This window comes from Roseibium sp. MMSF_3544 (genome assembly GCF_030732845.1).
Classification (GTDB): Bacteria; Pseudomonadota; Alphaproteobacteria; order Rhizobiales; family Stappiaceae; genus Roseibium.
The window spans coordinates 117,430-133,403 of the sequence record NZ_JASHKA010000016.1 but is presented as its reverse complement, the minus strand read 5'-3'; the positions used below and the strand labels follow the sequence as shown (position 1 = coordinate 133,403).

Below are 15,974 nucleotides of genomic sequence, written 5' to 3'. Positions count from 1 at the left end.
GTTCCAGCTTTGAACTGACGGGCTTTTTTTCTGTATCATCGGCAAAATGCATTCACTCATGCAATCTAACCGGCAAAACAGGAATGAGAGCCTTCACTCCGCCGGAGCACCCGACGCCGAGAAAGCGCGCCCGGCTGTCGTTTATTGCGGTGTGGGAAGCGAAAGCTCCGGTGCCGGCTCGATCGTCTGGGTCGTCACCATTTCGAAGTTTGGTGCGGTTGTCTCATAAACAGCCTTGACGATGAAGCCGTCATCGCGCGAGAGCCAATAGGTAAAGCGGTTTTCCGTAACCATGCCCTGGCTGACGGTCAGATCGGCGGCAACCCTTTCCAGGGCAACGCCGTCGACTGTGTCTTCACCGCACTCTGCATTTCGGATGGTTGCGGCATTGGTCTTTTTTGCCGCGATTGCACCATCCGCGTTCTGGGCGCTGTCGAGATCGCGCACCTTGGCCCAGCTCTTTCCTTCATCCGCCGACTGGTACATGACATTCTGATAGGTCAGCACCCAGGGCCCAGCCGGTTCGGTTGGGACCGTCATGTGGTGATCCTGACTGAGATACAGAAAGTCGTTCACCGTTGCCGGCGCACCTTTGAATTGGGTCGTCGCGACCGTTTTCGTCGGAACACCCTGGTCGAGCTGCATGTAGATCTCCGTAAATCGGTCACTGCAGTCATCGGCAAGGACAGGCTGTGACAGCGCGGCAAGGACCAAGGCGGCAAAACCACTGGACGTCCTGAAAGTGTTCATGGGCAATCCTCTGAAAAACGTCGAACCTGAAACCAGATCCGTGCAAAACTTCAATTTCTGCGCTGCCCTCACTCCGCAGGAGCACCCGGCGCCGCTGGCCCTGTCCCCGCAGAAAAAGCCTTTTCCTTGATCTCGACGAACTTGTCGGACATCTGCGAGAGCTTCGCGTCCCATTCCGGATTCGGCGTCTGACCGGCGGTGACCTTGAAATAGACCTGCATCATCAGCGTGATGGCGAGGGGTTCGAGCACAGCTGCCTTGACCGCCCAGGCGAAGATGACAGCAAAGACGAGCCCGCCCGCGCTCCAGGAGCCCGGCATCAGGTAAACAAGTGCAGCCGCAGGAGCGAGCATGATGAAGAACACCAGAATGGCGATGATGTAGGTGAAGAGCGCGATGAAAGCGGCGTTCTTCAGCATCGGCTGATAGTTTTGCCCGTAAAGCACGAGCGCTTCACGCGCTGACGCCCAGGCATTGTCAGACCGGGTGCGGATCGCATGGGCAAGGATGACCTCGTCGACAAACCCGACGGCGACTTTCATGAAGGCCCGGAACAAGGACACCAGCCCGTTCAATCCCGGGATCGGCAAAACGGAGGCAATCCCCTCGACGACCCCGCTGATCGCGCGGATGACGCCTTTCACGAGCTGGTCGAGCCCGAAAAGTGCGCTGGACTGGACGAAGCGTTCCTTGACCACCTTCGCGCCATAGGCGACCTGACCCTGCCCGTCCGGCAGATCCTTGCCGTCCATGAGTTCGACCAGAACGGCGATATGCCCCGCCTTGACGGTGTAAAGAAGATATTCCCGCAACAAGTAGATCACGGTCGCCGTCAGGCCAAAGCCGAGCAGCCCGCCCCAGAACGCAAATCCCGCCTGTGAGTCCGGTCCGCCGAACCAGCCGAGCCCGTAACCGACGCCCGCACCGAAACCGGTCACGACCACGTAGGCAACGGCAATGCCGCCGTACACAATCACTCTAAAGATCAGATAAGGAAATGTCCGAACCATCAGTCCGACGGCGCGGGAAAAATCAAAATCCCACATAAAAAACTCCTGTCATTCGCAGGTTTTCAACAAAATGAACTAAAACTCACGGCCCAAGGTTAGCCAATGTCCGGTCTCTGCCACAAGAGAGGACATCACACTTCTTTGAAATCAGGCTGATCAGTCAAACCGGGTATCAGGAGCCTTCACGCCTGTCCTCGGGCGGGACGTCATGCGGGTGAAAGATGCCGTGATACCAGAAGCTGTTCCAAAGATGCCGGTGCTGGTCGGTTTCCACCAGAGGCTCCTTTGACGGGGCTTCGTCTGTCTCGATCCCTTCGGTCTCAACGCCGTTGACCCGGTCGAGATGCTCACCGAACAAAAGAACGTTGCCGTCCGCATCGGCGGTCTCGAACTCCCGCATCATCCAGGGCTGGTCACTGATGTCCTCGGTGATGTTGGCCCCTGCTGCCTTCACCGCGGCATGGTAGCCGTCGATACCGTCAACGAAACAATAGGCCGTTGTCCCGCCGGCCTTGTCGCTTTGCGTCAGATGCACGCCGGCCTTGCCACGTTCGAGCACGGCATAGCGCACCGGCTCACCCTCATTGTCCGCCCATTCGAAGGCGACCTCGAACAAAAGCTTGTCGCGATAATAGGCAAGCGCAGCAGGAAGATCACTCACGCGCAGGACAGGGGCGATATGAGAAAGTTGCGGTGTGTTGGCGGCACTCATGCTGGTTCCTCCCGGATGGTGCAACCTGAAGTGTGACCCCGTTCAGCCCGTGTTGCAAGTCGCCATCACGTGAGCCGCTTGACCTTGAGCTGCACGCTGCCCCGGTTGTTGTCATACATTTGCCAGGCATCGTTGGCGTACGCATAAAGGTATCCGTCTTCATCCGGTTCCAGCTTGCACCCCTCGCCGATCAGAAACGTCTGGTGTGCAATGGTTTTGCCGCTGTTGTTGGCAGCCCGGCCATTGGCGATGACCCCGACGAGCGAAAACCACGGCATGTCTTCTTCGCGCCGGGTAAACTTGAAGTCTGCAAGATCATTGTCGGTCGCCCGCTTGAACCAGTCTTCGACCCTGCCAAGCCCGGTCGCAAGAACGTGCAGCACTTCACCCGGCTGAAAATTGCCGTCATTGGTTCCGCCGGGGCCGCACTTGATGGAGGCATCGAGCCACTCGCCGTCCGCCGAAAGCTGGTATTTCTCACCTGCCTTGAGGAAAAGGGTCGTTGCGTTCCACTTCTGTCTGGCAAAGATGTCCAGCGTGGCGGTTTCGCCTTTCTTGAGTTGCCGGGAGGGCCAGAACACGGGTTGCGTCAGCGGAGGGTTCTTGTGGCGCTCCAGTGCAGAGGAATGAAACCGCTTCTTCGCTGTTCTGGCGGTAATGCACGGAACGCTTCGCGGCCGTGCCTTCAGTCCCTCGTAGATGCCGGTGATCGGGTCGTGCAAGACGTCCAGCGGATCGGGCTTTAGCTGGCCGAGTGCGCCGTCACGATAAGCGAGCCCGGCGGTTTTTGCTTCCTCCATCATCCAGGTAAGCGCACCATCGGACAGCCCGGACTGGATATAGCCGCCACCGACATCCGAATGAGCGCCCGGAAACCAGATCTCCTGGCAGTCGGTCGCGGCCGACACCTTGGTCCACACCGTTGGAGCGAACGTGCTGCGCGGCTCGTCCATCGCCAGCGCGTGACGCGCGATCTTCACCACCCGGCTGAGCCCGGTATCGTGGAACATATGCTTTTCCGGGTCGTCGAAGAGATTGATGAGTTCCAACTCGTCCGGAATACCCAGCGCGCCCACCGTATCCCACACGCCGAGGAAATGTATGTCGGTCTTGCCTTTGCCTTCCTTGCCCTTTTGCGCATGGTGGAACCGCAAATGCGTCAGTTTCGAAGCCTTGGCGTCCTCGTCGCGATAATTTTCGAAGACCTCATCGACGATCGGCCACTGCTTTTCACCGGAAACTTTCATGGCGGCAAAGTCCACCAGGCCACAGCCGGAAATCATGCCGCCGAGACTGCGCACCGTGTAGGCGCCTCGGCTGAAACCGAACAGAAAAATGCTGTCTCCGGGGGTATAAGTGTCCGCAAGCCAGCGGTAGGCGCTCTTGATGTTCTGGTCGAGTCCGATGCCGATCCCGCCGCCGACGACCTTGTTGAAGATGCCACCCTCCGTGCCGACCCCCGGGTGATAGTATTTTTTCTGGGGCAGGCCCGCTGCATCGGCATCCGCGATTGCAGCATGGATCTTGACGACATTGGTCGGCGTCGGCACGCCGTCGGTCTTGTTCTCCGGCGTTGCCCAGGTTCCGTCGCAGCATACAACCAGATTAGCCATCTCATCTCCCCCCGTGTGTTTCCCTATCGGAATATAACCATAGGTTTAAAATAGGAGCTACAACCACCTGTTCGAGCAAAACGTGTAATGGCTGGAAAGACCGGAGGAGCGCTGGATCGCAGATCGGGCCGACGAGGGCACACCTGAGCGTCATCCCAAGACAGCGCACTGCGCTGTCATTTGCCGGCGCTAATGCCTGTTCAGCTCCGCCTGAAGCTGTCTGGTCCGACTCCCTCTCCCGTGGGGAGAGGGTTGGGGTGAGGGGCCAAATTCTTCAAGAAACTTGAGATGTCTGTCCCCTCACCCGGCCTTTCAGGCCGACCTCTCCCAGTGGGAGAGGTAACGATCGGGCCGTAAACTTCGCTTTCTTGAGCATTTCCTCCTCTTCCTGAGGAGGACCGCCAGGTCCGTCTCGAAGGATGGGCAGCATCCACCTGAACAAGAGACCCATCCTTCAAGACAGCGCGTTATATGTCCTCAGGATGAGGGTTCAGAACAATGCGCACGCCAAATCAAAACGGGCCCCGAAGGGCCCGCTCATAAGTGTCGAAAATCTAACTTAACCGGATCAGCTCGTGACGAGGTTTCTCAATACGTACTGCAGAATTCCGCCCGCCTTGATGTATTCCAGCTCGTCCTCGGTATCGACGCGGCAGAGGCATTCGATGGTCTTGGTGGTGCCGTCCTCGTAGGTGACGTCCACATCCATCATCTGGCGCGGCTTGATGTCGGCAATGCCCCGGATTGTGACCCGTTCTGTGCCCTTGATGCCGTGCGACTGCCAGCTCTCGCCTTCCTTGAAGGTCAGCGGGATGACGCCCATGCCGACAAGGTTGGAGCGGTGGATACGTTCAAAGGACTGGGTGATCACGGCGCGCACGCCGAGGAGTTTGGTGCCCTTCGCCGCCCAGTCGCGGGACGAACCGGTGCCGTATTCCTTGCCGGCGAAGATCACCAGCGGCGTTCCCGCCTCCTTGTATTCCATGCAGGCGTCGAAGATCCACTCTCGCTTGCCGTCCTTCATGGTGTAGCCGCCTTCGACACCCGGCACCATCTGGTTCTTGATGCGGATATTGGCAAAGGTGCCACGCATCATCACTTGGTGGTTGCCGCGGCGCGATCCGTAGGAGTTGAAGTCCTTGCGGGCGACCTGGTGCTCGGAGAGGTATTGCCCCGCCGGGCTGTCGGCCTTGATGGCACCGGCCGGAGAGATGTGGTCGGTGGTGATGGAATCCAGGAACAGGCCCATGACGGCCGCGTTCTCGATATCCTCGAGCGGCTGCGGCTCCATGGTCATGCCTTCGAAGTAAGGCGGGTTCTGGACATAGGTCGAGGACGTCGGCCAGCCATAGGTGAGGCTTCCTTCAACCTGGATGTTCTGCCAGTGTTCATCGCCCTTGAAGACATCGCCATAGCGCTCGCGGAACATCTCGTCCGTGATGGACACGCGGATCAGATCGGTGATCTCCGCCGTGCTCGGCCAGATGTCTTTGAGGTAGACCGGGTTGCCGTCCTGGTCTTCACCGAGCGGGTCCTCGGTGATGTTGACATTGAGGCTGCCCGCAATGGCGTAGGCGACAACCAGCGGCGGGGATGCCAGATAGTTGGCACGCACATCCGGGTTGACCCGGCCTTCGAAGTTGCGATTTCCGGAGAGCACCGAGCAGGCGATCATGTCGTTGTCGTTGATCGCGGCGGAAATCGCCGGATCGAGTGGACCGGAATTGCCGATACAGGTGGTGCAGCCATAGCCGGCAAGGTCGAAACCGAGCGCGTCCAGATCCTTCTGCAGGCCGGCCTTCTCCAGATAGTCGGTCACCACCTGGGAACCCGGCGCCAGCGAAGTTTTCACCCAGGGCTTGACGTCGAGGCCTTTTTTGAGGGCATTGCGCGCCACAAGGCCCGCGCCGATCAGCACCGACGGGTTGGACGTGTTGGTGCAGGAGGTGATCGCGGCAATCACGACATCGCCGTTGCCGAGGTCGAAATCCTTGCCCTCAACGGCAACGCGTTTGGAAAGCTCGTCCGCCTTCTTGAACTCTTCCGCCATGGTCTTGGCGAAACCGGACGCGGCATCGGCGAGGTTGATGCGGTCCTGAGGCCGTTTCGGACCGGAAACAGACGGTACGACGGTGGAGATGTCGAGCTCCAGCGTATCGGTGAAGTCCGGTTCCTCGCTGCCTGCGCGGAACATCCCCTGCGCCTTGGAATAGGCTTCAACGAGAGCGACGCGGTCCTTGTCGCGGCCGGTGGCTTCCAGATATTGCAGCGTTTCCTTGTCGACCGGGAAGAAGCCGCAGGTCGCGCCATATTCCGGTGCCATGTTGGCGATGGTGGCCGCGTCCTCAAGGCTGAGATTGTCGAGGCCGGGACCGTAGAATTCGACGAACTTGCCGACAACGCCCTTCTGGCGCAGCATTTCAACGACGCGCAGCACCAGATCGGTTGCGGTGATGCCCTCGTTGAGCTTCCCGGTCAGCTTGAAGCCGATGACTTCCGGGATCAGCATGGAAATCGGCTGGCCGAGCATGCCCGCTTCCGCCTCGATACCGCCGACGCCCCAACCGAGAACCGCAAGACCGTTCACCATGGTGGTGTGGCTGTCCGTACCCACCAGGGTATCCGGATAAGCGATGGTTTCGCCGTTTTCTTCCTTCGTCCAGACGGTCTGGGCCAGATATTCAAGGTTCACCTGGTGGCAGATGCCCGTTCCCGGCGGCACGGCGCGGAAATTGTCGAAGGCCGACTGGCCCCAGCGCAGGAATTCATAGCGTTCCTGGTTGCGCTCGTATTCCAGTTCCACGTTTTTCCGAAACGCATCCTTGGTGCCGAAATAGTCGACCATGACGGAGTGGTCGATGACGAGATCGACCGGAACCAGCGGGTTGACCTTTTCCGGGTCACCGCCGAGTTTGACAGCCGCATCGCGCATGGCGGCAAGGTCGACAACAGCCGGCACACCGGTGAAGTCCTGCATCAGAACGCGCGCCGGGCGGTAGGAAATCTCGTGCGAGGATTTTCTCGTCTTGAGCCATTCGGCGCAGGCGAAGATGTCTTCCTTCGTAACAGTGCGTCCGTCTTCAAAACGCAGAAGGTTTTCCAGAACGACCTTCAGCGAGAAGGGCAGTCTGGAAACGCCTTCAAGACCGTTCTTTTCCGCTTCGGGGATGGAAAAATAAGTATAGGTCTTGGCACCGACCTGAAGTGTCTTTTTGGCATTGAAACTATCGAGGGACTGGGTCACGGCACACGCTCTCCTTCAATGTGCGGGGCAGCCGGTCCGCGTCTGACCCGCTGCCTGTCATGATCACTGGCGGCTCTACCGGGGAGCCGAAACTGACTGCGCCAGACAATTTCCGGCGCTCGTTCATTTGATCTTACGGTCTTTAGGGCATGGACCCATACCCTAGTGACTGATTGTGCTTGTTTGTTGCCCCTATACAAACTTTTGGACCTGATCGCCAGCAATTGGGCCGGTGCGCTGCACATTCGGGGCGATAAGTGATTGCGCGTGATAATCGGCGTCATAGTGGACGAGGCTGCTTTCCAATATTGTATACAAACGTATATAAAAACGAAATTCTTCTTTTGAAGGGGTCCTGCGCAGGTTGAACAGGCGCTTTTGACGCCTTGCGGATTCTTGCACCGTTAACCTCTTCCCGCTATCACATCGGCATGCGCTGTTTTTTCCTTTTTGCATTTATTTTCAGCCTCGCGGCATCCGTATTTCAAACCAGCGCCCAGGAGCCGGTTCGCGAACCTGTCGAGATCGGTGAAGCGGGCACGGAATACCTGCGCGCGATCCGCTTGCGCGGCATCGATTCAGATGTTGTCTATTTCGACCCCACAGCACCGCCTCCCGAACTGGACACGAACCAGCAGCCGGTGCGTACAGAAAGGTCAGCCGAGACACCCGGCACGGTAAACCGCTGGATTTTCGGCCTGATCGCCGGAATCATACTCGCCGCAATCATCTACCTTTTCATGCGGTTTGGCGGCCATATCGCCGTTTCGCTCAACCGCGACGCAGACAACCCGGAGCGCCGGCGCGGCGCGGCGGCAGAGGCCGTGCCTGCCTGGGCGGAAAAGCTGTCCTCCTTCAATGACATTTTGAAGATTCAGGACCGCAGACGCGCCCTGGTGCTCTTGACCCAGAAGGTGCTCGCCACCCTGGCCACGGCCAACGGCGTTCTCATGCAACGCAGCTGGACGGCGCGCGACGCGCTCAGCCACCTGCCCATCGGCGAAGGCAACAAGTCCATTCTGCGCACGCTCATCCTCAACAGCGAGCGCGTTCAATTCGGTGGCCGCGACGTCTCGGAGGATGAATTCCGCGAACATGTCTCGTCCTGCCAGCACCTCTTGGGATCGGGCACGTCATGAGCGACACAGCTTCCATGTCACGGCCCAGCGGCCCGCGGATCGAATTCCTCGTGATTGCGGTTGTCTGCGTGGTCGTTTTCGCAGCGCTCTGGTATGTCCTGTCTCAACGCCAGCAGACCCTGCGCAGCTCTCCCGCCGGTCTCGATGGTCTGCAGGTCTGGCTGACGGAAAACGGTGTCACAACCTACAATTTTGCCGGCGGTTGGCCCATTGACCAGACCACGGTCGATCTGCTGGTGCTGCCCGTTTACGATACGGCGCTCGACCAATCCCGTGCCGCACCGTCGACCAAGCAGGAGCTCCTGCTGCAGCAGGACGAATACGATCTCCAGGCTTCGGTGATTGCGACCAAGGCGCAAAGGGTCCCGACACTCGTCGTGCTGCCGAAATGGCGCAGCGGCATGCGTCTGACCGGCTTTGCCCACCCAATTCTTCTGATCGGCCCACAGAGGATCCAGTCGACCCTGCAGGACGTAACCGGCGAAAAGGCGGAGATTGTGCTCGCCCGCACGCCGTTCACCGAATTCACCTACAGGGCCGAAGACGGCCGCAGCCTGAGGGCTGACCTTTACGCCGCCCAGATGTTCAAAAGCGATGGCTGCGCGCCCATCATCGGAACGAGCGATGCGATGATCCTCGGCGAGTGCCCGCTCGATCCCGGCGACGATCCCGAAGAGGACGGCTACGAACGGGTTCTGGTCCTCTCCGATCCCGATCTCCTCAACAATCACGGCCTCCGCCTTGGCGAAAATGCGACCATCGCGCTCGATTTTCTGTCGTCATATGTCGATGAGGGCAACATCGTCATCGACTACAGCCGGGCTTCCTGGTTGCGCGATCCCTACGAAGAACCGGAGCGTGAACGCACCTGGTCGGATCTTGCGCGGTTTTTTGGTCCGCCCTTTCTGATCCTGTGGCTTGGCGCAGCGATGTTGCTGGCGTTGTTCCTGTGGCGGGCTGCGCTCAGATACGGCCCCGTTCTCAGGGATCGCACCGCACCGGGCGCCGGCAAGGCACTTGCCGTCGAGGCGCGCGCGCGCCTGATGCGGCTCTCGGGTCAGGACGGCGCGCTGGTGCGCGAGTACACCGCCGCCAGGATCTCCGCCGTCACGTCACATTTGTTCGGCCCGGCACATGCACGCCACTACGCCAAGGAAAACGAATTCCTGAAATTTGCGGAACGGCAGCACCCCGCCGAGGCTGTGCGCCTCAGGAACGTGCTTGAGCATATCCGCAAGCTTCCCGAACGCACGCAGGCGACGGAAGCCATTCACCTCATCGACGAATTTGAACAGGTTTTGGAGCAAATCACCCATGACGCTTGATGTCCTTCGCCAACGGACAGATGCCCTGAGGGCTGAGATTGGCCGCACCGTTCTCGGCCAGGACGAAATCATCGATCTCCTGCTGGTCGCACTGTTCGCGCGCGGCCACGTGCTGCTCGAGGGCCCTCCGGGCACGGCAAAGACGCTTCTGGCCAGAAGCTTTGCCGCCGCGCTGGCGCTTGATTTCGGCCGCATCCAGTTCACACCCGACCTGATGCCGGGTGACGTTCTCGGAACGTCGATCTTCGACTTCAGAACCAACAACTTTGTTCTGACGAAGGGGCCGGTGTTTTCCCAGGTTCTCCTTGCCGATGAAATCAACCGGGCGCCGCCCAAGACGCAGGCCGCACTCCTGCAAGCCATGAACGAACGCATGGTCAGCATCGACGGAACCGATCATGCGCTCGGCAGCGAGTTCATTGTCGTGGCGACCCAGAACCCGATCGAACAACAGGGCACCTATCCGCTGCCGGAAGCCCAACTCGACCGGTTTCTGTTCAAGATCATGATCGATTTCCCGCCCGAGACAGTTGAAATGTCCATCCTGCGCCAGCACGCGGCCCAGCCGCTGGAGGCGGGTCTGGAAACGGCGATGCTGTCCAAAGTGCTCGATGCCGAAGCCCTTGCCGACACAAGGTCTCTGGTCGACGGGATCATCCTGAAAGACGACATCCTGGCCTATATTCTGCGCCTTGTCCGTGCGACGCGTGAGAATGCCGAGATCGCCTACGGAGCATCGACGCGCGCCGCCGATGCGCTGGTCAGCGCCACAAGGGCAACAGCGGCCCTGAACGGACGCGATTTTGCCATTCCCGACGATGTCAAACGTCTTTTCGTACCGGCGCTCCGCCACCGGATCGTGCTGGGTCCGGCAGCGGAGATCGAAGGGCGCAGTTCAGACCAGGTTCTGGAAAACATTCTCAATCAGATCGAGGCTCCACGCTGATCCGTCCGTCCGAAAGACTTCTGTACCTGGGTGCTGGCGCGCTTTTCTTCTCGCTGATCATGATTGTGGCGAGCACGGCTCTGCGCGACCTGGCGGTCCTTGTCTGGGTTATCCTTGCGCTTGTGGTGGCGTTTGACATGGCCACCTCCCTCAAGCGCCCGAAGAACCTGACCTTTGATGTTCCACAGGAGATTTTTGTCGGCGAAAATGCGGTTTTGCGGCTCAGCCTCGACAACGCACCGCAGAACCTTCAGGCAAAACTGGAATGGCCCGAAGGCCTGAGCGGCGAAAAGAAAATCATCTTCCAGCCAGGACCTGACAATTCGCTGCAGGCAGACATTCCAATTCGCGCGGTCCGCCGCGGATTGTGGAACCTGCATCATCTCTGGCTTTTCTGGGAGTCCCGGTTCAAGCTTCTGGAATTCGTGCCCAGGCTGGATCTGGGAGCAGAGCTGCGCGTTGTTCCCAACATTCGCCAGGTTCAATCCGGCGAGATCACGACAACGGTCCTCTCGACGCTTTACGGCGTCAAGGAAAACCGGGCCCTTGGCGAGGGCTCCGAGTTTCACCAGCTGCGCGATTTCGTCCCCGGCATGGACATCAAGTCGGTCGACTGGAAACGTTCCGCCCGGCGCCGTTCGCTGGTCGCCAAGGAACTGCGCGCGGAACGCAATCACCACGTCATCATCGCGCTCGACAACGGTTACCTGATGCGCGAGGAAATCGGCGGGCTGCCGAAGATTGATCACGCGGTGACCGCTGCGCTGGCAACGGCCTGGGCCGCGGCCATCGGTGGAGACCTCGTCGGCTACTATTCCTATGACGTCAAGCCCCGGACCTTCTCCGCACCGGCGCCGGGGCGAAATGCCTTTGCCCGGCTGCGCAACTGGACCGCGGAACTCTCCTATGTCAGCCGCGAGACGAACCACACGCTGGCGCTGACCGAATTGAACGCGCGGACGCCCAAGCGCAGCTTGATCATCGTCTTCACCGACTTCATCGACACGACATCGGCCGAACTGCTGATCGAGAACATCGGCATACTTTCCAAGCGCCACCTTTTGATCTTCGTCGCGATCCGTGATCCCGATCTGGAGACGCTGATCGAGACTGCACCGGGCGACATGGAGGGTGCGGCCACGATCGTGGCGGCCAACCAGTCGATCACCGAACGCAGGCTGGTGCTGGAAAGGCTGGCGCGCATGGGCGTCACCATTGTCGACGCCAAGCCGAACGCCGTCACTGCTCGGCTTATTTCGACCTATCTCGAAATCAAGGCGCGGGAGATGATTTGATGAAGGATCAGGATCTCATGCGCTCGGCGCGCTTCCGCAAGGAACGGGAAGCAGACTGGCAGCGCCTTGAAAAGCTGGTTCTGGCGGCAGAAAGCCGCGGATTGCAGCACATGCAGTTCGCCGAGGCCCGCGATCTGGCGTCGCTTTACCGGCAGGCAACAACGTCGCTTGCGATTGCCCGTGAGATTTCACTCGACAAGGCACTCCTGGGATATCTGGAAGCGTTGACCTCCCGCGCCTATCTGTGCGTTTATGCGCCACAGGAGCGACTGGGAGGATTGTTTCAGCGGTTCTTCACGCACAGCGCGCCACAGGCAATGCGCCGGTCCTGGGCCTATATCCTTGTCGGTTTTCTGTGCATGGGCCTCGGCGCCCTTTCAGGATACCTGCTCTATTTCGAAAGTCCGGACTGGTATTTCGTGTTCATGCCGTCCGAATTGTCGGGCGGGCGCAATCCGGATGCGACCTACGAAGCCCTGCGGTCCGTGATTTATGACGAAAATCCAGACGCATCAGGGCTGGGTGCGTTTGCCACTTATCTCTTTTCGCACAACACCCGCATTGCGATCTTTGTCTTCGGTCTGGGTGTCTTTGCCTGCGCGCCTGCCATTCTGCTCACCTTCTATAACGGTCTGATGCTGGGCGCCTTTTATGCTCTGCACGTCGAGCGGGGTCTTGGCCCTGATATCGCCGGTTGGCTGTCGATCCACGGTGTGACCGAACTGTCCGCGATCTGCATCGCCTGTGCGGGCGGGCTGAAACTCGGAACCGCGCTGCTTTTCCCCGGTGACCTCTCCCGGATCGACTCCTTGCGCCGTGCCGGGCGTGACGCCGTGAAACTCGCGCTTGTGGCAGCCCTGATGTTGCTCGTCGCCGCCTTCCTGGAAGGCTATGGCCGGCAACTTGTCCAGGACATTTACGCACGCTTCATCATCGGCTGGGGCGTGGGAGCCCTCTGGCTGACCTGGTTTGTTTTCGGAGGCCGGGAGCAAAGATGATCCTGCGCCTGAGAAAAAAGAAAAAGGACACGCGCCCGTCCCCAAGCGAGCTCATGCCGCCCGAAGGGGTGCCTCTGACGCTTGAGGTGGCCGGCGTCGGGGTCCGTCTCGGCGCCCAGATTACTGACATCGTCATCACGGTTGTTGCTCTTGTTTGCATCATGATCCTGCTGGCAACACTCGACGTAACCAGCCCGCAAACGATTTTCGCAATTGGCGCCCTCCTGTTCTTTCTGATCCGTGTGCCCTACTACGTGCTGGCCGAACTCGTGTGGAACGGCCAGACGCTCGGAAAGCGGCTGATGAAAATCAAGGTCGTTTCCCATGATGGCGGGCCGCTGACGACCCACGCACTTGTCCTGCGCAACATGATGAAGGAAGCGGAAGTCTTCCTGCCGGGAACCCTTGTCCTGATGCTTGATGTGGCTTCGCCCGTCGCTTCGTTCGCCGCCCTTGGCTGGATTTTGATGTGCCTGTTCGTTCCGATTTTCGATCGCTACCGGCGCCGCCTGGGCGATATGATGGCAGGAACCCACGTCATTCATCTGCCGGTCCCGGTGCTGCTGAAAGATCTGGCCAGCGAGCCACGGGCATTCGGCGAGAACCGCAAGCAGTTCGTTTTCCTGTCACACCAGCTGGACCACTACGGCGCCTTCGAACTTCAGACGCTCGAATCACTGCTCAGGGCGCAGAACACACGGCCCACGACCGACGGCGGCCGCCAGCGCGATGCGACTATCGAGGCGATCGTGGAAAAGATCCGCAAGAAGATCGGTTATGCGGACCCGGTGGCGCGCTCAGAACGTCTGCGGTTCCTGCAAGCGTTCTACAAGGCCCAGCGCGAGCATCTGGAACAGCGGCAGTTGTTCGGTGACAGGCGCGAGAACAAGCATTACGCCAAGAACGGAGAGGATGCCTAGTTGGCAGCAACGGCAAACAGGCGTCCGGCAAGAGTGATCGAATGACCCAACAGGCCAGTGAAGAGCCGCACATCCCACTTGGTGTCGGATCTCTCATCAAGGACAGTTTCTCGATCCTTTTCAGGTATTTTTTTCCGATCGTCCTGATCGCGTTTGTGCCCAGCCTTCTGGGTGTTCTCCTGGCGGGGTATCTGGTCGGGTTCGACACCGTCCTGAGCCTGGAAGAAACAGAAGCATCATCTAGCGGCGCGGACGCTCTGGTGAACATCGTCGACCTGGTGGTTTATTCGATTACCACCGCATTGCTGGTCCAGCTTGCCTATGATGCGAAACTGAAGAAACCCATTCGGCCCGCAAAATATGTCGGACCGGCCCTGAGTGCGATTTTCCCGATTACAATCCTCGGCATTCTTGTCAGCCTCCTGATCGGGCTTGCCGCGCTCGCGCTGATCATTCCAGGGCTTTGGGTCTACGCCGTGTTTTCGGTGATGGAACCGGCCGTTGTCATCGAACGTCTCGGGTTCAAGGGTCTCGGACGGAGCGAAAAGCTCACCAAAAACTACCGTTGGCCGATTGTCGGCGCGCTTGCCCTTGGCTGGGTCTGTGCGCTGATTGTCATCGTCGTTGCGCTCGGCATCTCCGACTACGCCATGAGCAGTGACATGCTGCTGGTCGCAACTTTGTCTTATGCGGCATTCACGTCCGTCGGAACCGGTCTTCTAAGTATCCTGACGGCGCTGATTTATGCACGCCTGCGCGAAATCAAGGAAGGTGTCAGCGTCGATCAGATTGCGGCGGTTTTCGATTAGGTGCAATCTGAGCATACAACTTGATTCTACTTTTCAGTTTCGAGTTTACGAGCGTGACATCTGTCGCGTTTAATGCTGGTCGCGGTTTCGTGCCCGGCAATTTTACGAATGGTGTCCAGGATCAGGTCCAGGCCCGAAGTCAGTTTTGAATTCACGGAGTTTTTTCATGACCGATGTATCTGCAGTTCAACCCAAACCCCCGCTTGGCGTCGGCCGGCTCCTGGGAGACAGCTTTTCAATCCTTTTCAGCAAATTCGTTCAGGTCATTGCCGTTGCCTTTTTGCCGAGCCTGATCGGTCTCCTGATTTCGGGCGCGCTGACCGGCTTCAACGTCGTGCTTGGCCTGTCCGAGCCGGAATTCAACAGCGCCGGCAGCGGCATCGCCTTCGTGCTGTCCATGCTGGTCGATATCGTCGTCTATACCCTGACCACAGCGCTCCTGATCCAGCTCGCCTACGACGCCAAGCTCAACCGGCCTGTGCAGATTGGCCGCTATTTTGGACCGGCGCTTGCGGCCATCGTACCCCTTGCGATCCTCAGTATCGTCGTCGGCATCCTAGCCGGTATCGGCATTGTGCTGCTGATTGTCCCTGGCCTCTGGGTCTATGCGGTCTTCAGCGTCATCGCGCCCGCCATCGTGATCGAGCGGGTTGGCTTCGGCGGTCTTGGCCGTAGCGCCGCGCTCACGAAGGAATATCGCTGGCCCATCGTCGGCGCGATCATACTGGCGTTTATTTGCGCCATCCTCATCAACACGGTTGCGCTTCTTCTTGTGGGTCTCGTCAGCAGTTTCGGCGGCATCATTCTGGCAGCGGTTATTTTCGTTGCGTTCTCAACCATCGCTGCGGGTTTGATCAGTATCCTCGTCGCCCTCATTTATGCGCGCCTGCGTGAAATCAAGGAAGGCGTCAACGTCGACCAGATTGCGGCCGTTTTTGAATAACACGTCTTCGGAACGCCGCGCAGCTCGCGGCGTTCCGGTCCTTTCAGAAGTCTTAGCTAGAGTTTAGACGCCAAATCTAGACAGATGATTTGGCTTCTTGCTTGAGAGCAGCCAGTGAGCAACCTATGGTGGCTCGATCAGGTAAAGGCATAATCGGCAGGCTTAGACACATTGCAGAATCAGAACGGGCACTCTGCCGAAAACCCGAATCGTGACCATCACGTGCAAGCGCCTGCGTCGAGGGGAGCCGAACCCAAACTGCCTCTCGGG

13 protein-coding genes are annotated in these 15,974 nt (G+C 59.1%); 8 read left to right on the top strand and 5 right to left on the bottom strand.

The features are described from left to right. Positions 1 to 141 precede the first annotated feature (141 nt). The 5 genes from RBB47_RS21485 to acnA form a co-directional block, all read right to left on the bottom strand. Positions 142 to 750 carry a hypothetical protein gene (locus RBB47_RS21485; protein WP_305987934.1) on the bottom strand — a complete coding sequence of 203 codons (609 nt, stop codon included), beginning with the start codon at positions 748 to 750 and terminating at the stop codon, positions 142 to 144. 68 nt (positions 751 to 818) lie between these two features. Continuing rightward, positions 819 to 1,796, bottom strand: coding sequence for a hypothetical protein (locus tag RBB47_RS21480; RefSeq protein ID WP_305987933.1), 978 nt, complete (start codon positions 1,794 to 1,796; stop codon positions 819 to 821). Positions 1,797 to 1,932: 136 nt separating this feature from the next. Beyond that, positions 1,933 to 2,472, bottom strand: a complete 540-nt coding sequence (locus RBB47_RS21475; RefSeq protein WP_305987932.1) for a VOC family protein — start codon at positions 2,470 to 2,472, stop codon at positions 1,933 to 1,935. A 65-nt stretch (positions 2,473 to 2,537) separates the two neighbouring features. Next, the gene (locus RBB47_RS21470; RefSeq protein WP_305987931.1) at positions 2,538 to 4,085 is read right to left on the bottom strand and encodes a DUF2235 domain-containing protein; all 1,548 of its coding nucleotides are present in this window, start codon (positions 4,083 to 4,085) and stop codon (positions 2,538 to 2,540) included. A 568-nt stretch (positions 4,086 to 4,653) separates the two neighbouring features. After that, a complete protein-coding gene (gene acnA, locus RBB47_RS21465; protein WP_305987930.1) occupies positions 4,654 to 7,329 on the bottom strand; it encodes an aconitate hydratase AcnA in 2,676 nt (891 codons plus the stop codon). Positions 7,330 to 7,760: 431 nt separating this feature from the next. On the opposite strand from acnA, the gene RBB47_RS21460 reads away from it, so the two are divergent. From RBB47_RS21460 to RBB47_RS21425, 8 genes are all read left to right on the top strand, one after another. Next, positions 7,761 to 8,468: a DUF4129 domain-containing protein gene (locus RBB47_RS21460; protein WP_305987929.1), complete on the top strand. Its 708-nt coding sequence runs from the start codon at positions 7,761 to 7,763 to the stop codon at positions 8,466 to 8,468. Then, entirely contained in the window at positions 8,465 to 9,793 is a 1,329-nt protein-coding gene (locus RBB47_RS21455) for a hypothetical protein (RefSeq protein ID WP_305987928.1), read from the top strand. The genes RBB47_RS21460 and RBB47_RS21455 overlap by 4 nt, the downstream gene beginning before the upstream one ends. Continuing rightward, positions 9,783 to 10,739 (top strand): MoxR family ATPase, encoded by a 957-nt coding sequence (locus tag RBB47_RS21450; RefSeq protein WP_305987927.1) that lies wholly within the window; start codon positions 9,783 to 9,785, stop codon positions 10,737 to 10,739. The genes RBB47_RS21455 and RBB47_RS21450 overlap by 11 nt, the downstream gene beginning before the upstream one ends. A 59-nt stretch (positions 10,740 to 10,798) precedes the next feature. After that, a complete protein-coding gene (locus RBB47_RS21445) occupies positions 10,799 to 12,034 on the top strand; it encodes a DUF58 domain-containing protein (RefSeq protein ID WP_305987926.1) in 1,236 nt (411 codons plus the stop codon). Continuing rightward, the gene (locus RBB47_RS21440) at positions 12,034 to 13,032 is read left to right on the top strand and encodes a stage II sporulation protein M (RefSeq protein WP_305987925.1); all 999 of its coding nucleotides are present in this window, start codon (positions 12,034 to 12,036) and stop codon (positions 13,030 to 13,032) included. Before RBB47_RS21445 ends, RBB47_RS21440 begins: the two co-directional genes overlap by 1 nt. Continuing rightward, positions 13,029 to 13,952 carry an RDD family protein gene (locus tag RBB47_RS21435; RefSeq protein WP_305987924.1) on the top strand — a complete coding sequence of 308 codons (924 nt, stop codon included), beginning with the start codon at positions 13,029 to 13,031 and terminating at the stop codon, positions 13,950 to 13,952. The genes RBB47_RS21440 and RBB47_RS21435 overlap by 4 nt, the downstream gene beginning before the upstream one ends. 41 nt (positions 13,953 to 13,993) lie before the next feature. After that, a complete protein-coding gene (locus tag RBB47_RS21430) occupies positions 13,994 to 14,761 on the top strand; it encodes a hypothetical protein (protein WP_305987923.1) in 768 nt (255 codons plus the stop codon). A gap of 166 nt (positions 14,762 to 14,927) precedes the next feature. Continuing rightward, positions 14,928 to 15,704 carry a hypothetical protein gene (locus RBB47_RS21425; RefSeq protein ID WP_305987922.1) on the top strand — a complete coding sequence of 259 codons (777 nt, stop codon included), beginning with the start codon at positions 14,928 to 14,930 and terminating at the stop codon, positions 15,702 to 15,704. Positions 15,705 to 15,974: the final 270 nt, after the last annotated feature.